The 19,924-nt window shown below is 73.8% G+C and carries 18 protein-coding genes; 4 read left to right on the top strand and 14 right to left on the bottom strand.

Annotated features, from left to right (window positions below; genetic code table 11):
- The first annotated feature begins 14 nt into the window (after window positions 1-14).
- Window positions 15-1,940: an anthranilate synthase family protein gene (locus tag ACWFQ8_RS11250; protein WP_453785925.1), complete on the top strand. Its 1,926-nt coding sequence runs from the start codon at window positions 15-17 to the stop codon at window positions 1,938-1,940.
- A gap of 56 nt (window positions 1,941-1,996) precedes the next feature.
- On the opposite strand, the gene ACWFQ8_RS11245 is transcribed toward ACWFQ8_RS11250, so the two are convergent.
- From ACWFQ8_RS11245 to ACWFQ8_RS11225, 5 genes are all read right to left on the bottom strand, one after another.
- Window positions 1,997-2,995 carry a 2-hydroxyacid dehydrogenase gene (locus ACWFQ8_RS11245; protein WP_453785924.1) on the bottom strand — a complete coding sequence of 333 codons (999 nt, stop codon included), beginning with the start codon at window positions 2,993-2,995 and terminating at the stop codon, window positions 1,997-1,999.
- 80 nt (window positions 2,996-3,075) lie between these two features.
- On the bottom strand, window positions 3,076-4,104 hold the full coding sequence (locus tag ACWFQ8_RS11240; RefSeq protein ID WP_453786047.1) for a 6-phosphofructokinase: 1,029 nt from the start codon (window positions 4,102-4,104) through the stop codon (window positions 3,076-3,078).
- A gap of 142 nt (window positions 4,105-4,246) precedes the next feature.
- Entirely contained in the window at window positions 4,247-4,945 is a 699-nt protein-coding gene (locus ACWFQ8_RS11235) for a response regulator (RefSeq protein WP_453785923.1), read from the bottom strand.
- Window positions 4,942-6,159, bottom strand: coding sequence for a MacS family sensor histidine kinase (gene macS / locus ACWFQ8_RS11230; RefSeq protein ID WP_453785922.1), 1,218 nt, complete (start codon window positions 6,157-6,159; stop codon window positions 4,942-4,944). Before macS ends, ACWFQ8_RS11235 begins: the two co-directional genes overlap by 4 nt.
- Window positions 6,160-6,192: 33 nt before the next feature.
- Window positions 6,193-6,933, bottom strand: a complete 741-nt coding sequence (locus ACWFQ8_RS11225; RefSeq protein WP_453786046.1) for a lysophospholipid acyltransferase family protein — start codon at window positions 6,931-6,933, stop codon at window positions 6,193-6,195.
- A 170-nt stretch (window positions 6,934-7,103) separates the two neighbouring features.
- On the opposite strand from ACWFQ8_RS11225, the gene ACWFQ8_RS11220 reads away from it, so the two are divergent.
- Together ACWFQ8_RS11220 and ACWFQ8_RS11215 are read left to right on the top strand one after the other, a co-directional pair.
- A complete protein-coding gene (locus ACWFQ8_RS11220; protein WP_453786045.1) occupies window positions 7,104-7,883 on the top strand; it encodes an alpha/beta hydrolase in 780 nt (259 codons plus the stop codon).
- The gene (locus tag ACWFQ8_RS11215) at window positions 7,876-8,535 is read left to right on the top strand and encodes a hypothetical protein (RefSeq protein ID WP_453785921.1); all 660 of its coding nucleotides are present in this window, start codon (window positions 7,876-7,878) and stop codon (window positions 8,533-8,535) included. Before ACWFQ8_RS11220 ends, ACWFQ8_RS11215 begins: the two co-directional genes overlap by 8 nt.
- A gap of 37 nt (window positions 8,536-8,572) precedes the next feature.
- Here the strand turns inward: ACWFQ8_RS11215 and ACWFQ8_RS11210 are convergent, their stop codons facing one another.
- The 6 genes from ACWFQ8_RS11210 to ACWFQ8_RS11185 all read right to left on the bottom strand — a co-directional run bounded on the left by ACWFQ8_RS11210 (window position 8,573) and on the right by ACWFQ8_RS11185 (window position 13,734).
- Entirely contained in the window at window positions 8,573-9,331 is a 759-nt protein-coding gene (locus ACWFQ8_RS11210; protein WP_453785920.1) for an endonuclease/exonuclease/phosphatase family protein, read from the bottom strand.
- Window positions 9,332-9,405: 74 nt separating this feature from the next.
- Entirely contained in the window at window positions 9,406-10,347 is a 942-nt protein-coding gene (locus ACWFQ8_RS11205) for an ROK family glucokinase (protein WP_453785919.1), read from the bottom strand.
- Window positions 10,348-10,408: 61 nt separating this feature from the next.
- Window positions 10,409-10,891: a DUF5304 domain-containing protein gene (locus ACWFQ8_RS11200; RefSeq protein WP_453785918.1), complete on the bottom strand. Its 483-nt coding sequence runs from the start codon at window positions 10,889-10,891 to the stop codon at window positions 10,409-10,411.
- A gap of 76 nt (window positions 10,892-10,967) precedes the next feature.
- Complete coding sequence (locus ACWFQ8_RS11195) at window positions 10,968-12,188, bottom strand: ArsA family ATPase (RefSeq protein WP_453785917.1); 1,221 nt, start codon at window positions 12,186-12,188, stop codon at window positions 10,968-10,970.
- A 163-nt stretch (window positions 12,189-12,351) separates the two neighbouring features.
- Window positions 12,352-12,792, bottom strand: a complete 441-nt coding sequence (locus ACWFQ8_RS11190; protein WP_453785916.1) for an SRPBCC family protein — start codon at window positions 12,790-12,792, stop codon at window positions 12,352-12,354.
- A 135-nt stretch (window positions 12,793-12,927) separates the two neighbouring features.
- Window positions 12,928-13,734, bottom strand: a complete 807-nt coding sequence (locus tag ACWFQ8_RS11185; protein WP_453786044.1) for a metallophosphoesterase family protein — start codon at window positions 13,732-13,734, stop codon at window positions 12,928-12,930.
- A gap of 266 nt (window positions 13,735-14,000) precedes the next feature.
- Here ACWFQ8_RS11185 and ACWFQ8_RS11180 point away from each other — a divergent pair, with 266 nt between their 5' ends.
- Window positions 14,001-15,797 (top strand): AMP-dependent synthetase/ligase, encoded by a 1,797-nt coding sequence (locus ACWFQ8_RS11180; protein ID WP_453785915.1) that lies wholly within the window; start codon window positions 14,001-14,003, stop codon window positions 15,795-15,797.
- Between the two features lie 48 nt (window positions 15,798-15,845).
- Here ACWFQ8_RS11180 and ACWFQ8_RS11175 read toward each other — a convergent pair whose 3' ends face one another.
- The 3 genes from ACWFQ8_RS11175 to ACWFQ8_RS11165 all read right to left on the bottom strand — a co-directional run bounded on the left by ACWFQ8_RS11175 (window position 15,846) and on the right by ACWFQ8_RS11165 (window position 19,879).
- The gene (locus tag ACWFQ8_RS11175) at window positions 15,846-17,459 is read right to left on the bottom strand and encodes a GMC oxidoreductase (protein WP_453785914.1); all 1,614 of its coding nucleotides are present in this window, start codon (window positions 17,457-17,459) and stop codon (window positions 15,846-15,848) included.
- Window positions 17,460-17,547: 88 nt separating this feature from the next.
- The gene (locus tag ACWFQ8_RS11170; RefSeq protein ID WP_453785913.1) at window positions 17,548-18,690 is read right to left on the bottom strand and encodes a glycosyltransferase family 4 protein; all 1,143 of its coding nucleotides are present in this window, start codon (window positions 18,688-18,690) and stop codon (window positions 17,548-17,550) included.
- A 64-nt stretch (window positions 18,691-18,754) separates the two neighbouring features.
- Window positions 18,755-19,879: a hypothetical protein gene (locus tag ACWFQ8_RS11165; protein ID WP_453785912.1), complete on the bottom strand. Its 1,125-nt coding sequence runs from the start codon at window positions 19,877-19,879 to the stop codon at window positions 18,755-18,757.
- Between the last annotated feature and the right edge of the window lie 45 nt (window positions 19,880-19,924).

Here is a 19,924-nt window from a genome sequence, read left to right as displayed (position 1 = left end):
AGGACGTCCCGCCCATGCCCACGCCACAGCCCGCGCCCACTCCCGCACCCCCGGCGCCCGCGCCCTCGGTGCTCGCCCGGCTGCTCGACGACTCCTGCCCGCCCTTCGCCCTGCTGCGCCGGCGGACCCCCGGCCGCGACCACGACACCGTCGAGGTGCTGGTCGGCGAGGTGCACGAGGCCGAGCGCCTCGCCGAGCTGCCCGTCCGGGACCTGCCCACCCTCGCCCTCGTCCCCTTCCGGCAGATCCGCGAACGCGGCTTCGACGTGCGCGACGACGGCACCCCGCTGAGCGTGCTGGCCGCCGCCGAGGTGTACGAGATCCCGCTCGACCGGGCCCTGGCCGAGCTGCCGCGCCACGACGTGCACGTCTCGGAGGGCGGCTTCGACGTGCCCGACGCCGCCTACGCGGCGACCGTCGAGCAGGTGATCCGCGAGGAGATCGGCCGCGGCGAGGGCGCGAACTTCGTCGTCCGGCGCACCTACGAGGGGCGGATCGACGGCTTCGGGCGGGCAGACGCCCTCGCACTGTTCCGCCGGCTGCTGCTGGGCGAGCGCGGCGCCTACTGGACGTACGTCGTGCACACGGGCGGGCGCACGCTGGTCGGCGCCAGCCCCGAGGTGCACGTCCGGATGTCCGGCGGCACGGTCGTGATGAACCCGATCAGCGGGACCTACCGCTATCCGGCCACCGGCCCGACGGCCGAGTCCCTGCTCGCCTTCCTCGGCGACCGCAAGGAGACCGAGGAACTGTCGATGGTGGTCGACGAGGAACTCAAGATGATGTGCACGGTCGGCGACAGGGGCGGGGTGGTCGTCGGACCCCGGCTCAAGGAGATGGCCCACCTGGCGCACACCGAGTACGAGCTGCGCGGGCGCTCCTCGCTGGACGTGCGGGAGGTGCTGCGGGAGACGATGTTCGCGGCGACGGTGACCGGCTCGCCGGTGCAGAACGCCTGCCGGGTGATCCAGCGGTACGAGAGCGGCGGCCGCGGCTACTACGCGGGGGCACTGGCCCTGTTGGGCCGGGACGCGGCCGGCGCCCAGACGCTGGACTCCCCCATCCTGATCCGCACCGCCGACATCGCGGCCGACGGCACCCTGCGCGTCCCCGTCGGCGCGACGCTGGTGCGGCACTCCGACCCGGCGGGCGAGGTCGCGGAGACCCATGCGAAGGCGGCCGGGGTACTGGCCGCGCTCGGCGTGCGGGCGGCCGCCCCCCGCCCCGCCTTCGCGGGGGCCCGGCTGGCGGACGACCCCCGGGTGCGGGCGGCGCTGGAGTCCCGGCGCGCCGACCTGGCGCCGTTCTGGTTGCGGATGCAGGAGCGGCCGGCCGGGATCACCGGCCACGCGCTGGTGGTGGACGCCGAGGACACCTTCACCGCGATGCTGGCCCACGTCCTGCGGGTGGCCGGGTCGGAGGTGACCGTACGCCGCTACGACGAGCCGGGGCTGCGGGCGGCGGCCCTGGCCTGGGAGGGCCCGGTCGTCCTGGGCCCGGGCCCGGGGGACCCGGCGGACGCGGCCGACCCGAAGATGCGGATGCTGCGCGGCCTGGCGACGGACCTGCTGGCGGGCCACCGGTACGGCCTGCTCGGGGTCTGCCTGGGCCACGAGCTGCTGGCGGCCGAGCTGGGCCTGCCCCTGGTCCGCAAGGCGGAGCCCGCGCAGGGCGCGCAGACCCGGATCGACCTGTTCGGGGCCGAGGAGGTGGTCGGCTTCTACAACACGTACGCCTCGCACTGCGACGGGGCCGCCGCCGACCGGCTCGCCGCGGCCGGAGTGGAGGTCTCCCGGGACCCCGCCACGGGCGAGGTCCACGCCCTGCGCTCGGCCTCAGCGGGCTTCGCGGGGGTCCAGTTCCACCCGGAGTCGGTGCTGACCCTGCGGGGCGCGGAACTGCTGCGGGAGCTGCTGGCGGGGGTGGCGGTCCGGGCGTAGGGCCGGCCGGGAGGGGTCCCTGGCCGGGAGGGGCCCCCGCCGGGGCGGGTCCCCGGTCAGGGGGCGTCCGGGACCAGGGTGTTCTCCGAGCGGCGGCCCGCCAGGTAGTCCGCGACGTTGGCGACGGTGGTGTCGATGATCTGGCCCACCGCGTCGCCCGTGTAGTAGGCCTGGTGCGAGGTGACCACGACGTTCGGGAAGGTGACCAGCCGGGCCAGGGTGTCGTCCTCCACGGCCTCCAGAGACTTGTCCAGGAAGAAGAGCCCGGCCTCCGCCTCGTAGACGTCCAGGCCCACGCCCGCGAAGCGCCCCGCGCGCAGTTCCGTCACCAGGGCCTCCGTGTCGATCAGCCCGCCCCGGCTGGTGTTCACCAGGATCGCGTCGTCGCGCATCGCGCGCAGCGCCGCCGCGTCGATGATGTGGTGGGTGGACTCCAGCAGCGGCACGTGCAGGCTGATCAGGTCCGAGGAGGCGAGCAGCTCGTCCTTGTCCACGTACTTCATGCCGAGTTCGACACAGGCCGGGTTCTGCACCGCGTCCCAGCCCAGCAGGTTCATCCCGAAGCCGTGGGCGATCCGCGTGAAGGCCGCGCCGATCTTCCCGGTGCCGAGCACGCCGGCCGTGCGGCCGCGCATGTCCCGCCCCATCAGCCCGTTCAGCCGGAAGTCGAAGTCGCGGGTCCGGATGGAGGCGCGGACGATCCGCCGGTTCACGGCCAGCGCCAGCGTCCAGGCGAACTCGGCCACCGAGTAGGGCGAGTAGTACGAGACCCGGCATACGGTCATGCCGAGCCGCCGGGCCGCGTCGAGGTCGATGTTGTTGAAGCCGGTGGAGCGCTGGGCGATCATCCTCGTCCCGCCCGCCGCCAGGGTCCGCAGCACCCGGCCGTTGAGGTCGGCGTTCACGCTGGTGGAGATGATCTCGTACCCGGCCGCGATGGGCGCGGTGTCGCCGGAGAGGAAGACGTCGAGGCAGCGGACCTCCTGCCGGCCGGCGAAGGCGCGCTCCAGGAGCGGCTTCTCGTCGGCGGTCACGCCGAACGCAAGGATCTCCATGCTTGCTCCCGTACCTCGAACACGTCACACCATGGGCCGTTCGTCACGATACGACCCATGGTCCGCACGTGCCCGGCGGCTCAGCCGAAGAAGACGCCGACCTCCCGGTACAGCGCCGGGTCCACCGTCTTCAGCTTCGCCGTGGCCTCGGCGATCGGCACCCGGACGATGTCCGTCCCCTGGAGGGCGACCATCGTGCCGAAGTCCCCGTCGCGCACCGCGTCGATGGCGTGCAGTCCGAAGCGGGTCGCCAGCCAGCGGTCGAACGCGCTGGGCGTCCCGCCCCGCTGGATGTGCCCGAGCACGGTCGTGCGGGCCTCCTTGCCGGTGCGCGCCTCGATCTCCTTGGCCAGCCACTCGCCCACGCCCGAGAGCCGGACGTGGCCGAAGGAGTCCGTGGTGGCGTCCTTGAGGACCATCTCCCCGTCCTTGGGCATCGCGCCCTCGGCGACGACCACGATGGGCGCGTAGCTGGCCTTGAACCGGGAGGTGACCCAGGCGCACACCTGGTCCAGGTCGAAGCGCTGCTCCGGGATCAGGATGACGTTGGCGCCGCCCGCGAGGCCCGAGTGCAGGGCGATCCAGCCGGCGTGCCGGCCCATCACCTCGACGACCAGGACCCGCATGTGGGACTCGGCGGTGGTGTGCAGCCGGTCGATGGCCTCGGTCGCGATGCCGACGGCGGTGTCGAAACCGAAGGTGTAGTCGGTCGCCGACAGGTCGTTGTCGATGGTCTTCGGCACGCCGACGCAGGGGATGCCGTACTCCTCGTACAGCCGGGCGGCGACCCCGAGGGTGTCCTCGCCGCCGATCGCGACGAGCGCGTCCACCTCGTACTTGGCGAGGTTGTCCTTGATGCCCCGCACCCCGTCCTCCGTCTTGAACGGGTTGGTGCGCGAGGAGCCGAGGACGGTCCCGCCCCGGGGCAGGATGCCGCGCACGGCGGAGATGTCGAGGGGGACGGTGTCCCCCTCGACGGCTCCGCGCCAGCCGTCCTTGAATCCGATGAACCGGTAGCCGTACTCCTGCTCGCCCTTGCGGACCACGGCGCGGATCACCGCGTTGAGCCCGGGGCAGTCGCCGCCGCCGGTCAGCACTCCGACCTTCATGTCACTTCCCTTTGCCATGACGGTCACGCTAGTGGTGACCCAGGTCACAGGAAGAGGTTTGGAGGGTGCGATTCCGGTGGAATTGCGGGGCGTTGCGTACGCGCGTTCACTCGGACGGGGCGAAAGTACGATCGACGCGCGGCTACGCGTCGTCGAGCCCTCGCTCTATGGCGTAGCGGACGAGCTCGACCCGGTTGTGCAGCTGGAGTTTGCCGAGGGTGTTCTGGACATGGTTCTGCACCGTGCGGTGGGAGATGACCAGCCGCTCCGCGATCTGCTTGTACGAGAGCCCCTTGGCCACCAGCCGCAGCACCTCGGTCTCCCGGTCGGTCAGTTGAGGCGCCTTCGGCTCGTCGGAGGCGGTCGGCGCCGGGTCGCTCGCCAGCCGGCGGTACTCGCCGAGCACGAGCCCGGCCAGGCCCGGGGTGAAGACCGGGTCGCCGGCCGCCGTGCGGCGGACGGCGTCGATCAGCTCCTGCGCGCCCGCCGACTTCAGCAGGTAGCCGGTGGCGCCGGACTTGACCGCCTCCAGGACGTCCGCGTGCTCACCGCTGGCCGACAGCACCAGGACCCGCAGCGCCGGGTGGGCGCCGACCAGCTCCTTGCAGACCTGCACGCCGGGCATGCCGGGCAGGTTGAGGTCGAGGACCAGGACGTGGGGGGTGACGGCGCGGGCCCGGCGCACGGCCTCGGGGCCGTCGCCGGCGGTGGCCACCACGGCGAAGCCCGCGGCGGCCAGGTCGCGGGCGACCGCGTCCCGCCACATCGGATGGTCGTCGACGACCATCACCTTGATCTCGCTCAGTTCGTCCGTGCGGTTCAACTCGGTCCGTTCGCTCATCGGTTGTCCGTCCTCCCCCTGGGTACTTTCAGTTCCACTTCGGTGCCCTGCCCGGGGACGGACACCAGCTCCGCGGTGCCGCCCAGGTCGCGCAGGCGGCCGCGGATGGACAGGGCCACCCCCATCCGCCCCTCGCCCTCGGCCTGGTCGAGCCGGCCGGCCGGGATGCCCGGGCCGTCGTCCCGGACCGTCACGATCACCTCGTCGCCCCAGTCCTCCACCAGGATCCAGGCCCGGGCGTCCGTGCCGGCGTGCCGGCGCACGTTGTCGAGGGCCGCGCCGACCGCCGCGGCCAGCTCCCTCGCCGCGGGCACCGGCAGCGGCACCGGGGTCCCCGGCTCGGCGAAGGTCACCCTCGACCCGGCGTGCGGGGCGAGCAGCGTCCGCAGGTCCAGCTCGCCGTCGTCGGCGCCGGGTTCGTCCACCTCGTACGCGTCCACCAGCGCGCCCCGCGACTCGTCGCGGGAGATCCGGGAGGGGTGCACCAGCCCGGAGGAGACCAGGGTGCGCAGTGCCACCTCCTGCTCCCCCGCCATCCGGCCGAGCTCCTCGGCCTCGCCGCCCAGCTCGGCGCCGCGCCGCTGGACCATGGCCAGGACCTGGAGGACCCCGTCGTGGATGTCCCGGGCGAGGCGCTCCCGCTCGCGGGTCGCGGCCTCGATCTCCAGGGCGCGGGCGAGGGTGGCCTCACTGGCGCGGGCGACCTCTACCACGTAGCCGATGGCGACGGAGGCGACCCAGACGAGCAGGACGTTGTGCAGGGTGTCCCCGGTGGGCTCGCCGCCGTGGACGACGATGTTGGCCACGGCCACGAAGGTGGACGCGAAGCAGGCCCACCGCCAGCCGCCCTTGATGGCGAAGGCGAGGACCGAGCCCGCCGTCCAGATGGTCGGGAGGGTCGGCCCCCCTGCGGCGATCCGCTCGACGTGGTCGGCGAAGGGGGTGAGGAGGATGCCGACGATCGCGACGGTGAGGTCGGCGACGAGGAAGCGGCGGGTGCAGTTCGCCGCGTTCGCCACCTTGGGCCGGGTGGCCAGCGTCCAGACCGCGAGGACGGCCAGGTAGCCGGCCGCGAGCCACGGGCGCTGGAAGTCCTTGTACGCGGAGGCGAAGAGCAGCACCGCGTAGACCATGGTGAGCAGCCGGTAGGCCGTCAGGGCACGCCAGAGCGGCTGCTCCACCGACATGCGTACGACGCGCTCGCGCTTCGCCATCTCCCCCACCCCCGGCGGGCGGTTCCGCCCGCGCTACTCGGCGTTCTTCTCGCCCTTGTCGGCCTGGTCGGCCTTCTCGCCCCTGGCGGCCTTCTCGGCCTTCTCCGCGTCGGCGATCTGGCGCTTGGCCGCCGTCGCGTAGATGTCGACGTACTCCTGGCCGGAGAGCTTCATGATCTCGTACATGACCTCGTCGGTCACCGAGCGGAGGATGAAGCGGTCGCCGTCCATGCCGTGGTAGCGGCTGAAGTCGAGCGGCTTGCCGATCCGGATGCCCGGTCGCATCAGCTTGGGGACCACCTTGCCGGGCGGCTGGATCTTCTCCGTGTCGATCATCGCCACGGGGATCACCGGTGCGCCGGTGGCCAGGGCCACCCGCGCCAGGCCGCCGGGCTTGCCCCGGTAGAGCCGGCCGTCGGGTGAACGGGTCCCCTCGGGGTAGATGCCGAACAGCTCCCCGCGCTCGATGACCCCGATGCCGCTCTTGACGGCGGCCTCGCCGGCCCCGCGGGCACCGGAGCGGTCCACCGGGAGCTGGCCGACGCCCTTGAAGAAGGCGGCCGTCAGCTTGCCCTTGACCCCCGGGGAGGTGAAGTACTCCGCCTTCGCGATGAAGGTGACCTTCCGGTCCAGCACCGCCGGGAGGAAGAAGGAGTCCGAGAAGGACAGGTGGTTGCTCGCGAGGATCGCCGGCCCCTCCGCGGGAATGTTTTCGAGGCCCTCCACCCACGGCCTGAAGGCGAGCTTCAAGGAACCGCCGATGGAGAACTTCATTGCGCCGTAGATCAACTCGAAAGCCTTCCTGTGTCTGTCGAACAGACCTTAACCCGTGGCTCCCCCAGGAGCGGCCCGACGACCCTGGTCGGTACCACCCCGGTCGCGTACGGTGAAGTCACACAGAGCAACGCACCCACCCGGCGTACGTCATGATCAAGGAGACCCTGGTGCCCGTCCTCCCTGGAGCAGAGCCGTTCCGCCACGAGGGCGGAGAGGTCGGCGTCCTCCTCTGCCACGGCTTCACCGGTTCGCCGCAGTCCCTGCGCCCCTGGGCCGAGTATCTCGCCGGGCGCGGGTTGACCGTGTCGCTGCCGCTGCTGCCCGGCCACGGGACGCGCTGGCAGGACATGCAGCTCACGGGCTGGCAGGACTGGTACGCCGAGGTCGACCGCGCGCTGCGGGAGCTGCTGGACCGCTGCGAGCAGGTGTTCGTCTTCGGGCTGTCCATGGGCGGCGCGCTGACCCTGCGGCTGGCGGCCAAGCACGGCGACTCCGTCCGCGGCATCGTCCTGGTCAACCCGGCCAACAAACTGCACGACCCGATGGCCGTGGCCCTTCCGGTGGCCAAGCACTTCATCCGCTCGACGCCGGGCATCGCCAGCGACATCGCGAAGCCGGGCTCGGAGGAGGTCGGCTACGACCGGGTCCCGACCCGGGCCGCGCACTCGCTGCGCACGTTCCTGCGCATGGTGGACGCCGACCTGCCGCAGGTCACGCAGCCCCTCCTGCTGCTGCACAGCCCGCAGGACCACGTCGTACCGCCCGTCGACTCCGCGCGGATCCTGGCGCGGGTCTCGTCGACGGACGTCACCGAGACCCTGCTGGAACAGAGCTACCACGTCGCGACGTTGGACCATGACGCGGAGCGGATCTTCGCGGACAGCTATGCGTTCGTCGGCCGACTGGCGGAGAGCGTGGGCAGGGAGGGGGCGCAGGCGGGTGGCTGAGCACGAGGAGCAGTCGGGCGGGGTTCCGCCGCTGGACGAGGAAGCGGCGTGGGCGGCGATCGTCGCCGGGTACGGGCAGGAGCCGCCGGACCCGCCGGGGTCGCGGCCGTTCCGGCCGATCGAGAACCTGCTGCTGCCGGAGGAGGACGTGAAGCCGCTGCCCGCGGAGCCGGTGCCCGCGGAGCCGGTGGCGGAGGCCGGGCCGGTGGCGGAGAAGGGGCCGGAGGCCGGGCCGGGGGCGGGGAAGGGACCGGAGCCGGACCGGGGGCCGGCCGGCGAGCCGCCGAAGACGCTCGGCGGTTCGGTGGTGTTCGCCCCCGGGGTGGGCGTCGGCGCGGGCGCCATGGCGGGCCCGCGTGACCACTCGCTGGCCGAGCCGGGGGACGACGACCTGACTCCGGCGGAGGAGGGCCACTTCGTCCCGCCGGAGCCGGAGCTGCCGCCGGCGGACACGACGGCGAAGTTCGCGTGGCTCGCGGTGGTGGGCGGGCCGGTGCTGCTGTTGCTGGCGGTGCTGTTCCAGTGGGAGATGACCTGGTGGCTGACGACGCTGGGCATCGGCGGCTTCCTGGGCGGCTTCGCCACGCTGGTGGCGCGGATGTCGCACGACGAGGACGAGGACGACGATCCGGGGCGCGGCGCCGTCGTCTGACCGCGGCCCCGCGCCCCGGTCGCCGGCCGGGCGGGGGCTACGGCGTGGACGGGAGGCGGAGGGCGGCCAGGACCGGGAGGTGGTCCGTGGCCGCGGACAGGTCCTCGGGGGTCACGCCCGGCAGTCCCACGGGGACGCCGCAGGCCAGCACCTCCACCCCTGCCGTGGCGAACACCGCGTCGATGCGGCGGTCCGGCGCCGCCGCCGGAAACGTCGGCCCCCCGCCCCACGGCGCCACCGCCCCGCAGTCCTGGAGCGCGCCCACCAGCCGCCCGTAGGCCGGGCCGTCCGGGCCCTCGTTCATGTCGCCGGCCGCGATCCCGTACGGGGCGCCCAGCGCGGCCAGCCGCTCCAGCAGCAGGCCCGCCTGGGCCTCCCGCTCCTCCCGCTGGAGCGACAGGTGCGCGCAGACCAGCCCGATCCGCGCCGCCCCGATCCGGACCACCGCAGTGGCGAAGCCCCGCCGGTGCAGGCCGGGGGTGCGCGGCAGCAGCACGTCCTGCGTCCGTTCCACGAACGTGCGCAGCGAGCACAGCAGCAGCGGTCCGCAGGCCGTCGCGCCCCCGCCCAGCACCACCAGGTCGGTCTTGGCGGCCAGCCGCGCCGCGTGTTTGCGCCACCGGAAGAACCTCGGCGCCTCCTGGGCGAAGACCAGGTCCGGCGCACAGGCCCGGATGACCCGGGCCAGCGCCTCCTCGTCGTCGCGCATCGAGCGGATGTTGTAGCTGAGCACCCGGATCACGGCGGAACCGTCGGGCTCCGTACGAGACTTCGGCAGCGAGGGCAGCTGGTCCATGCCCGCAACATACGCAGCTGCCCGCCGCTCCCCCAAGGGGCGCGGCGGGCGGCCGGGCAGAAACGGGACGGCGGTCAGCCCTGGCGTGCCAGGTCCGCCGCGCCGACGAGACCGGCCTTGCCGCCGAGCTGGGCGGCGAGGACCTGCGCGTGCGGCCGCCAGGCGCCGCCGATCAGCCAGCGCTTGAAGGACTTGCGGATCGGGTCGAGGACCAGGTCGCCCTCGTCCGAGACGCCGCCGCCGACGATGAACGCGGACGGGTCGAAGAGCGAGGCCAGGTCGGCCAGGCCGGCGCCGGCCCAGCGGGCCAGTTCGCGGAAGGAGTCGACGGCCACGAGGTCGCCCTGCCGGGCGGCCTGGCTGATGTGCTTGCCCTCGATGCCCTCGGGGGTGCCGTCGCCGAGCGCCAGCAGGATCGCCGCGTTCTCGGGGGTGGCGTTCGCGCGCTGCTTCGCGTACCGGACGAGCGCGCGCCCGGAGGCGTACTGCTCCCAGCAGCCCTGGCTGCCGCAGCCGCACAGCAGGCCGTCGGGCACGACGCGGATGTGGCCGAACTCGGCGGCGACGCCGAAGCGCCCGCGGCGCAGCTTGTTCCCGATGATGATGCCGCCGCCCAGGCCCGTGCCGAGCGTGATGCAGATGACGTCCTCGTGGCCCTGGCCGGCGCCGAAGCGGTACTCGCCCCAGGCCGCGCAGTTCGCGTCGTTCTCGACGACGACCGGCAGCCCGATGCGCTGCTCGACCTTGTCCTTGAGCGGCTCGTGGCGCCAGTTGATGTTGGGCGCGAAGAGCACGGTCGCGCGCTTGTCGTCCACGTACCCGGCGGCGCCGATGCCGACGGCGTCGATGGTGTGGCTGCTGCTGACCTCGGACACGGCCGCGCAGATCGCGTCCGTCACCCCGTCCGCGGTCGGCGGGGTGGGCACCTTGTACGTCTCAAGGATGGTGCCCTCTTCGTCGACCACGCCGGCCGCGATCTTCGTGCCGCCGATGTCGACGCCGATGGTGAGTCCCATTAGTCCCTCGGTTTCCGGTCAAACCCCGCCACGGCCAACGGTACCCGAGGGCGGCGCGGGTTCAGTCGAGATCGATCCGCTCGCCGGGACCCTCTTCGGGGCCCTCGTCACGGGGGTCCCGGTCCTGGCGTTCCTTCGGTCGGGTCTGCTCCCGCCGGGGAGCCGGGGGCTCGTCGCGCGTCCAGCGGCGCTCGTGGCCCTCGACGGCCGAGCGGTACGCGGCGAGCAGCTCGGAGCCGGCGGCGGCGAGGTGGTCGAAGACCTCGGGGTTGCGCTCGACGACGGGCTTGGCGGCGGTCTTCGCCTGGTTGACGAACTGGCGTACGGCGCCCTGGGCCGCCGCGCCGAGGAGCGGGTTGCCGAGGCCCGAGACCTTGTCCGCGACGGTTTCGAACAGCCTGAACAGCTCCTCGGCGGCGGTGCCGGTGCTCCCGGCGCCGCCCGCCCCCTCCCCGCGCAGGCGTTCCTTCTCGGCGGCGAGGTCCTCGGCGCAGGCCCTGGCCCAGGCGTCGTCGTCGGTGGGACGGTCGGTGGCCTCGCTCATTGCGGACTCTCCTGCGGCGGCTGCTGGGCGGAGGTACTGGATACCTTCGACGGTACCCGAACGGTGGTACGGGGCCTCAGCCGGCGACGCGGGGCGTACGGGGCCACTGACCCGGGTCCGGGGTGAAGCGGATCCGGAGCTCACCCGCGGCCAGGGCGGCGCCGGAGACGGTGCAGCGGCGCAGCGCGGCGGGCAGCGGAACGATCCTGCGGCAGGGTCCGGCCGTGAGCAGCAGTTCGTCACCGCGGCGGACCAGGTCGAGGTCGCGCTTGCGGGCGCCGGGCAGGGGCACGACCCAGACGAGGACCCCGTCCGCGGCGAGGCGGTCCTCGACGGCCCAGACGGGGCGGGACACGGGAGCGGCGGGGAGCAGCCCGTCGGTGTCGGCGAGCCGGTCCAGGTCCTGGGAGCCTTGCGGCGAACGGCCCAGGTGCGCGAGCCGGCTCACCGGGAGCTCGCCGGCCCACTCGGCGGCGTACTTCTCCTGCTCGGCGGCGAGCCCGGCGAGCCAGGGGTCGGGGGTTCCCTGGGGGAAGAGCCGGTTGGCGACGAGGCCCGAGACGGGCAGCTGCTGGAGGGCGAAGCCGAGCCGAGCCGTCCGGACCGCGTCGGCGGCGGCCGGTCCCGGCTCGGCCACCAGTCGTACCTCGGTGGAGCCGGACTCGACGACGGCCTGGACGGCGGCGAGCTCCTCGTCCCAGCGGGCGGCGGCCTCGTACAGCCACTGCGCGGGCATGGGCACGCCGGCCAGCTGGGCCAGTACGGGGCGCAGGGCGCGGGCGGCCTGCCGCTCGGGCGGCAGCAGTCGGGACAGGTAGCGGCGCAGCTGCGCGGGCAGCGCGAGGGTGGCCAGGCTCTGCCGGAACGGGGGCATGTCGACGACGACGAGGTCGGTCGCGGGGGCGGCGGCGGCCCGCCGCAGGGCGCGCAGCAGCGCGAACTGCTCGGCGCCGGGCAGCTCGGTGAACTCCTCGGCGGCGAGGGGGCGGGCCCCGACCATGCCGAGGAGGGCGGATCCGCGCTCCTGGAGGGCGACGAGTTCCTCCCGGAACTCCTCGCCGGAGTCCACTCGGGCCACCCGATACCCGCCGGCCGCGGGCACGGCCCGCAGCCCGGGCGCGGCGTCGACGGCGGCCTCTTCCACCGGCTCGCCCCGGGCGGCCGACGGGCCGTCGGCGTCGGCGTCGGCGGACAGCAGCAGCACCCGCAGCCCGGTCCGCGCCGCGGCGCGCGCGGTGGCGGCGGCCACGACGGTGCGTCCGGCCCCGCCGGGGCCGGTGATCAGCAGGATGCGCATGGTTGCCAGTACTCCGCGTTCGATGTCGTCCGCCACCGGTCCCCCGACGGGGCGAGGCCGGTCCCGGTGGGCTCCCGCCCGCCGGGCCTCCGCGTCCCGGCCGGCCGGTGCCGGGCCCCGGTCACCGGGCCGCCCCGCGGGGCGCTCGGCACCCCTCGGGGGATCAGGTGGATTCGACGCGCTTCTTCAAGCCGGCCAGCGCGCGGTCGATGATGACCTTCTCCGCCTTGCGCTTGATCATGCCGAGCATCGGGATCTTGACGTCCACGGTCAGCTGGTAGGTGACCTCGGTGCGCGCCCCGCCGTCCACGGGGGCCAGCCGGTAGGAGCCGTCCAGCTGGCGGAGCATCTGCGACTTGTCCAGGGTCCAGCTGACCTCGTCCGCGCCCTTCCAGGTGTAGGCGAGGGTGTGGTCGTCCTTGATGGCGCCCGCGTCGAGCAGCAGCCGCACCTTCTCCGCGCGCCCGTCGGCGCCGGTGGACAGCACCTCGGCCTCCTTCACCTCGCCGGTCCACTCGGGGTAGCGGACGAAGTCGGCGATCACGGCCATCACGTCGGCCGGCGCGGCCTCGATCGTGATGCTTGAGCTGGTGTGTTCCGCCATCGCGGTCGCTCCTCCGGGGAGTGTTCGAGGAAGTGTGCGGCCTGGGGCCGCCGCGTGAAGGCTACCGCGCGTGCGGACGCGACCACTCCAACGGCTCCCGCCGCGGGCCGCGGGCGGCGGCCGGGGGCGCCCCGCTCACCACTCCAGCGCCCACGGCCGGCCCGTGGCGGCGAAGTGGCCGACGTTCACGCACTCCGTGCCCCCGATCCGCATCCGCCGCGCCAGCGGCTGGTGCACGTGCCCGAACAGGGCGTACCGGGGCCGGGTGCGGCGGATCGCCGCGAGCAGGGCCTCGCTGCCCCGCTCGAACCGGCGCGCGACCGTGTCGTAGCAGAGCTCCGGCACCTCGGGCGGGATGTGCGAGCAGAGCACGTCGACCTCGCCCAGCGCCTCCACCTTGGCCGCGTACTCCTCCACGTCCACCTCGTGGGGGGTCCGCATGGGCGAGGGGAGTCCGCCGCCCACGAAGCCGAAGACCCGGCCGCCGATCTCCACCCGCTCCCCGTCGAGGACGGTGAGGCCGGGACGGTCGGCGTACTCCGGCCACAGACGCGGGATGTCGACATTGCCGTACGTGGCGTACGTGGGCGCGGGGAAGGCGGCGAACATCTGCGCGTACTGCCGCCGGACCGCCTCTTCGATCATGCGTTCCCGGTCGAGGCCCGCCCACAGCTCGCGACCGAGGGTGCGGGCCTCCTCGAAGCGGCGCGCGGTGCGCAGCTCGACGATCCGGTGGGCGTTCTCCACGCCGAACAGGTCGGGGAAGATCCCGCGCGAGTGGTCGGCGTAGTCGAGGAAGAGCACCAGGTCGCCGAGGCAGATCAGCGCGTCGGCGCCGTCCCCCGCCCGGGCGAGGGCCTCCGCGTTGCCGTGCACGTCGCTCACCACGTGTACCCGTGTGCGGCTCGTTCCGCTCGCCCCGCCGAAACGCCCGCCCCGCATGATGCCACCCATGCGGCCAACCCTAGGGGTGCCCGGGGGCCGCGGACAGAGGGGTCGGCGGAGGTGGCCGGACCTGCGGTTACTTCCGAGTCTCCGAGGGGGTCGACTAGTGTCGGCACGGTATGGCCTGCCTGGCCGATGTAGCGCGGTGTACAGAATGTGACGCACGGAACATCTGGCCGGTTCCCTCTATCGGGAACCCACTACCGGTGGGTAACGTCCGGTCGGTCCACACGGTGGCGATGGCGCCCAGAGGAGCAGCAGTCTTGCGCGAGTTCAGCCTTCCGGCCCTGTACGAGGTCCCGTCGGACGGGAACCTGACGGATCTCATCCGCCGCAACGCCGCTCAGCATCCCGACACGGCCGTCATGAGCCGCAAGGTCGACGGCCGCTGGCAGGACGTGACCGCGACCGAGTTCCTCGCCGAGGTCCGGGCCGCGGCCAAGGGCCTGGTCGCGACCGGCGTCCGCCCCGGCGACCGGGTCGCCCTGATCTCCCGCACCCGCTACGAGTGGGTGCTGTTCGACTTCGCGATCTGGAGCGCGGGCGGCGTGACCGTCCCCGTGTACGAGACCAGCTCCCCCGAGCAGATCCAGTGGATCCTCGGCGACTCCGGCGCCGTCGCCGTGATCGTCGAGAGCCCCGGGCACGGCGCCGCCGTGGCCTCGCTGCGCGACCGGCTGCCGGAGCTGCGCGAGGTCTGGGAGATCGAGCAGGGCGCCCTGGAGGCGCTGAAGGCCGCCGGCGCCGCGATCACCGACGCCGAGGTCGACGCGCGCAGCGCCCTGGCCAACGCCGACGACCCGGCCACCATCGTCTACACCTCGGGCACCACCGGCCGCCCCAAGGGCTGCGTGCTGACCCACCGCAACTTCTTCGCCGAGTGCGGCAACGTCGTGGAGCGCCTGCGCCCGCTGTTCCGCACCGGCGAGTGCTCCGTGCTGCTCTTCCTCCCCGCCGCCCACGTCTTCGGGCGCCTGGTGGAGGTGGCGGCCGTGCTGGCGCCGATCCGCCTGGGCTGCGTACCGGACATCAAGAACCTCACCGACGAGCTGCAGTCCTTCCGCCCGACGCTGATCCTCGGCGTGCCGCGCGTCTTCGAGAAGGTCTACAACTCGGCGCGCGCCAAGGCGCAGGCCGACGGCAAGGGCAAGATCTTCGACGCGGCGGCCGAGACCGCCATCGCGTACAGCCGGGCGCTGGACACCCCGCGCGGGCCGTCCTTCGGGCTGAGGCTCAAGCACAAGCTCTTCACCAAGCTGGTCTACAGCAAGCTGCACGCCGTCCTCGGCGGGCGCGGCGAGTACGCGATCTCCGGCGGCGCGCCGCTGGGCGAGCGGCTCGGGCACTTCTTCCGCGGCATCGGCTTCACGGTGCTGGAGGGCTACGGCCTGACGGAGTCGTGCGCGGCGACGGCCTTCAACCCGTGGGACAAGCAGAAGATCGGTACGGTCGGCCAGCCGCTCCCGGGCTCCGTGGTGCGCATCGCCGACGACGGCGAGGTGCTGCTGCACGGCGAGCACGTCTTCGCCGGCTACTGGCAGAACGAGACGGCGACCGCCGATGCGCTGACCGACGGCTGGTTCCACACCGGTGACGTCGGCACCCTCGACGAGGACGGCTTCCTCGCGATCACCGGGCGCAAGAAGGAGATCATCGTCACGGCCGGCGGCAAGAACGTCGCCCCCGCCGTGATCGAGGACCGGATCCGGGCGCACGCGCTGGTCGCCGAGTGCATGGTCGTCGGCGACGGACGGCCCTTCGTGGCCGCGCTGGTCACCATCGACGAGGAGTTCCTCGGCCGGTGGGCCGCGGAGAACGGCAAGCCGGCCGGCGTGACGGCGGCCGGGCTGCGCGAGGACGCGGAGCTGCTCGCCGCCGTCCAGAAGGCCGTCGACGACGGCAACGCGGCGGTTTCCAAGGCGGAATCGGTGCGGAAATTCCGCATTCTTCCCTCCCAGTTCACGGAGGAGTCGGGCCACATCACGCCGTCGCTGAAGCTCAAGCGCACCGTGGTGGCGAAGGACTTCGCGGACGAGATCGAGGCGCTGTACCAGGGCTGAGCCGGAGGCCGGCGCGGATGCGGGTGCCCGCGGGCGTCCGCGCCGCGATCAGCGCGGGTCGGTGAGGATCCGGGCCGTGTTCCGCTCCGCGAGGGCGGTGATGGTGACGAACGGGTTCACTCCGAGGGAGCCGGGAATCAGCGAGCCGTCGACCACGTAGAGCCCCGGGTGGCCCTTGACCCGGCCGTACGCGTCGGTGGCCTCGCCGAGGACGCAGCCGCCGAGCGGGTGGTAGGTGAAGTCGTCGGCGAAGGCCCGGTTGCCGCCGAAGAGGTCGTACCGGTAGATCGTGAAGTTGCGCCGGTTGATCCGGTCGAAGAGGTTCCTGGCCGCGTCGACCGACGCCGCGTTCTGCTCGCGCCGCCAGTTCAGGCGGGCCGAGTCGGTCGCGGCGTCGTAGCTGAAGTGGCCGCGCTCCGGGTTCTTGGTGATGGCCAGGTACAGCGAGATCCAGTGCTCGATGCCCATGGGCAGCGGGGCGATCTCGGCGAACACCGGGTTCGTGGCGTTGTCCCAGTCGTCGATGCCCAGGGCCGGCATGGTGGCCTGGTGGGCGCCGACGGTGTCCCAGAGGTGGTTGGCGCGGGCCGTCATGACATTGCCGTTGGGCCCCCAGCCGAGGCCGATCTCGCCGCTGAGCGCGGGGAGGGTCCCGGTCTCGCGCGCCCGGAGCAGGATCTCGGTGGTCCCCAGGCTCCCGGCCCCCAGGAAGAGCTCCCGGCAGCCCAGTTCCCGGGTCCGCGTGACCCGTCCGGTCAGATCGCTGGTCCGCACGGTCAGGACGTAGCCGCCGGCCGGGTCCTGCCGTACGCCGACCACGCGCTGCATGGTCTCGATGGTGACGTTCCCGGTGCCGAGGGCGGCGGCGAGATAGGTCTTGTCGACGCTCTTCTTCCCGTGGTTGTTGCCGTAGATGACCTCCCCGGCGAGGGCCGATCTCGGGGCGGTGCCGGCCGCCTCGCGCTTCATGTGCGCGAAGTCGTAGACGTTGGGGACGAACACGGTCTTCAGGCCGGTGCGGTGGGCGTGCCGGCGGGAGATCCGGGCGAAGCGGTACCACGGCGTGGACTCGAACCAGGCCGGGTCGATGTCGTTGACCCCGAGCATGGCGCGGGCGCGCGGGTAGTAGGTGCCGTACATCTCGTCGGCGTCGACCTGGGGCAGCACCTCGGAGAAGTACGAGCGCCGGGGCGTGGGTGCCATGCCGCCGTTGACGAGGGACCCGCCGCCGACCCCGCGCCCCACGTAGACGGACATGTCCCCGTAGTTCACCCGGTCCAGGACGCCGGGGTACGGGCTGATGTCGCGGTTGACCACGTCGAGCCAGAGGAACTGGGCGAGCGGGGCCTCGGTGCGCTCGCGGAACCACATGGACCGGTGGTCGGGTGCGGAGGTGCTGGGGAAGACCTTGCCGTCGGGGCCGGCGGTGTCCCAGAGCCGTCCCATCTCCAGGACGACGGTACGTACGCCGGCCTGCCCGAGCCGCAGGGCGGCGACGGCGGCGCCGTAGCCGGAGCCGACGACGATGGCGGGGGCGTAGTGCGCGGCGGCGGGCTCCACGGCGGCGGCGGAGGATGCTCCGATCCGGGTGAAGCCGAGCGCGGCGGCGGTCTGCAGGGCGCCGAGGCCCAGAAGGTGACGGCGCGTCAGGTTTGGTGTCATGGTCGCATCATGGGCGGAACCCGCCGTTCCCCCCATACCCGGTACCGCCAGACATCCGAGTGACAGTCGGACATGGCGCGCCCGGCCGTCAGAGCAGCTCGCGCAGCCTGTCCGCCAGGAGGTCCCAGCGCCACTTCTCCTCGACCCAGGCCCGCCCGCGCTCGCCCATCCGGGCGCGCAGCGCGGGGTCCTGGAGCAGGGCCGTGATCCGGTCCGCCGCGTCCTCGGCGGACCCGCCGCGGACCACCCAACCCGTCTCGCCGTCCAGGACCGCGTCCGGCGCCCCGCCCGAGTCGCCGGCGACCACCGGCAGCCCCGTGGCCGAGGCCTCCAGGTACACGATGCCGAGCCCCTCGACGTCCAACCCGCCCCGCCTGGTCCGGCACGGCATCGCGAAGACGTCGCCCGCCCCGTAGTGGGCGGGGAGTTCGGCCCACGGGACCGCACCGGTGAAGACGACGGAGTCCGCGACGCCGGTCGTGACGGCCAGCGCGCGCAGGTCCGCCTCGTACGGCCCGCCCCCGACGATCAGCAGGACCGCGTCCGGCACCACCGCCAGGATCCGCGGCATCGCCTCGATCAGGGTGTCCTGGCCCTTGCGCGGCACCAGCCGGGACACACAGACGACCACCGGCCGGTCGGTCAGCCCGAGCCGGGCCCGGACCTGCGCCCCGCCCGATTCCGGGTGGAAGGTCTTCTCGTCCACGCCCGGCGGGAGGTGGGCCATCCGCGCCGCAGCGCGGTCCGTGACCGCCGAGGCGATCCGCGAGCGCGTGTACTCCCCCAGGTAGGTCAGGGTGTCCGTGCCCTCGCCGATCCGCCGCAGCAGCTGCCGCGCGGCGGGCAGTTGGGCCCAGCCCGCCTCGTGCCCGTGCGTGGTCGCGACCAGGCGCCGCGCGCCAGCGCGCCGCAGCGCCGGACCCATCAGGCCGAGCGGGGCCGCCGCCCCGAACCACACCGACTCGCAGCCGTGTTCGCGCAGCAGGCCCACCGCCCGGCGCGTCACCCGCGGCGTCGGAAGCAGCATCGTCGACCGGTCGCGGACGACCTGGAACGGCTGCTCGGCGTCGAAGGCGGCGGTGGCCTCGCGGCCCTCCGCCCCGTGCTTCCAGGTGGAGGCGTAGACGACGATCCGGTCGGGATCCAGCCGTAGCGCCATGTTGTGCAGGAAGGCCTGGATGCCGCCCGGTCGCGGCGGGAAGTCGTTGGTCACGATCAGCGTCTTGTGCATCGCCTGCCGACAGTACCGGACGACCCGCGCCCGCAGGTCGGTCGCGTCGCCCCGCGGGCGCCCGTCAGCGCGTCCCGCCCAGCTCCGCGGCCAGGTCCTGCCGCCAGGCCCGCGTCAGCTCCGCCTCGTCCACCCCGAGCGCGTCCGCGAGCGCCGCCGGCCACGGGCGGCGGCCCGCCCGCCCGTACAGGTCGACCAGCGCCGCCTCCCCCCACCGCTCGGCGATCAGCCGGCAGGCCAGCCATGCGCCTTCGTACGCGCGAGCCGTCGCCTCGGGGTCGCCGCCGAAGTCGAAGGCCTCGGTCCGGGGCAGCTCCCCCGGCACCTCGCCCCGGCGCACGGCCCGGGCCAGCGCCGGGGCCGCCCGCTCGGCCGGGGTGGAGGTGCCCCGGTACGCCGCCCAGTCCGCGAAGCCCTCGGAGAGCCACAGCGGGGTCGTGGCGGAGGTCGCCGCCCGGGTGGCCACGTGGGTGACCTCGTGGGTCAGGATGACGCGCCGGCCCGCCCCGCTCAGCTCCGCGTACCCCTCCGGATTGATCACGACCCGGTCGGCGGGGGCCGGGCCCGCCCCCACCCGGCCGGTGGTGACGGCTCCCAGCCCCCGGTACGCGTCGGCGGGCCGGCCCAGCAGCTCGGCCATCCGGTCCAGGGAGCCGGGTACGAGCACCACCACCCGGCCCGCCCACGGCCCGGGCCAGGCCGCGCCGGCCGCCGGCACCGCCCGGTCGGCCTCGGCGGCGATCCCGGACAGCGTCCCGGCGCTCTGCCCGGCGCCCCCCAGCACCAGCGCCCGCGCACCCCGGACCGCGGTCACCGGCCCCTGGTCCCACAGCTGCGGCCGCGCCCCCGGGGCGGGCCGGTCGGCCCGGACCCGCCAGCTCCCGCCGTCCCGGGCCAGTTCGAGCTCGCGCGCCGATCCGTCCGGCGCGGTGTCGTACCCGGCCAGCCGGTAGCGCAGCTCCGCCCGTACGACGGCCCGGGCGGCGCCGTCCCGCCGCACCGAGGAGACCCGGTAGGACCAGTCCTCGACGGGGACCTCGGCGAGCTTCTCCGGCGGCACCCGAGACCAGTCGGCCACGGCCCGGCGCACGTCCCGCTCCGCGTCCCCGTCCGGCGGCGCACCGCACCCGGCCAGCAGGACGCACAGCAGGAGCGGCAGCACACGTACGGGACGACGAACCGGGGGCATCCGCCGATCGTACGCAGCCCGCGCGGGCGGGGGGCCGGCCGGGAA

Source organism: Streptomyces sp. NPDC055254, from assembly GCF_053606025.1.
This window is presented reverse-complemented; position numbering and strand designations above follow the sequence as displayed.

What these genes read in the sequence shown, in the direction of transcription:
- ACWFQ8_RS11165 (WP_453785912.1), bottom strand. Translation starts at nt 19,879, where the DNA reads ATGCCCCCGGTTCGTCGTCCCGTACGTGTGCTGCCGCTCCTGCTGTGC.
- ACWFQ8_RS11205 (WP_453785919.1), bottom strand. Translation starts at nt 10,347, where the DNA reads ATGGGACTCACCATCGGCGTCGACATCGGCGGCACGAAGATCGCGGCC.
- ACWFQ8_RS11170 (WP_453785913.1), bottom strand. Translation starts at nt 18,690, where the DNA reads ATGCACAAGACGCTGATCGTGACCAACGACTTCCCGCCGCGACCGGGC.
- ACWFQ8_RS11245 (WP_453785924.1), bottom strand. Translation starts at nt 2,995, where the DNA reads ATGGAGATCCTTGCGTTCGGCGTGACCGCCGACGAGAAGCCGCTCCTG.
- ACWFQ8_RS11200 (WP_453785918.1), bottom strand. Translation starts at nt 10,891, where the DNA reads ATGAGCGAGGCCACCGACCGTCCCACCGACGACGACGCCTGGGCCAGG.
- ACWFQ8_RS11235 (WP_453785923.1), bottom strand. Translation starts at nt 4,945, where the DNA reads ATGAGCGAACGGACCGAGTTGAACCGCACGGACGAACTGAGCGAGATC.
- ACWFQ8_RS11175 (WP_453785914.1), bottom strand. Translation starts at nt 17,459, where the DNA reads ATGACACCAAACCTGACGCGCCGTCACCTTCTGGGCCTCGGCGCCCTG.
- ACWFQ8_RS11195 (WP_453785917.1), bottom strand. Translation starts at nt 12,188, where the DNA reads ATGCGCATCCTGCTGATCACCGGCCCCGGCGGGGCCGGACGCACCGTC.
- ACWFQ8_RS11250 (WP_453785925.1), top strand. Translation starts at nt 15, where the DNA reads ATGCCCACGCCACAGCCCGCGCCCACTCCCGCACCCCCGGCGCCCGCG.
- ACWFQ8_RS11225 (WP_453786046.1), bottom strand. Translation starts at nt 6,933, where the DNA reads ATGAAGTTCTCCATCGGCGGTTCCTTGAAGCTCGCCTTCAGGCCGTGG.
- ACWFQ8_RS11185 (WP_453786044.1), bottom strand. Translation starts at nt 13,734, where the DNA reads ATGCGGGGCGGGCGTTTCGGCGGGGCGAGCGGAACGAGCCGCACACGG.
- ACWFQ8_RS11210 (WP_453785920.1), bottom strand. Translation starts at nt 9,331, where the DNA reads ATGGACCAGCTGCCCTCGCTGCCGAAGTCTCGTACGGAGCCCGACGGT.
- macS (WP_453785922.1), bottom strand. Translation starts at nt 6,159, where the DNA reads ATGGCGAAGCGCGAGCGCGTCGTACGCATGTCGGTGGAGCAGCCGCTC.
- ACWFQ8_RS11190 (WP_453785916.1), bottom strand. Translation starts at nt 12,792, where the DNA reads ATGGCGGAACACACCAGCTCAAGCATCACGATCGAGGCCGCGCCGGCC.
- ACWFQ8_RS11240 (WP_453786047.1), bottom strand. Translation starts at nt 4,104, where the DNA reads ATGAAGGTCGGAGTGCTGACCGGCGGCGGCGACTGCCCCGGGCTCAAC.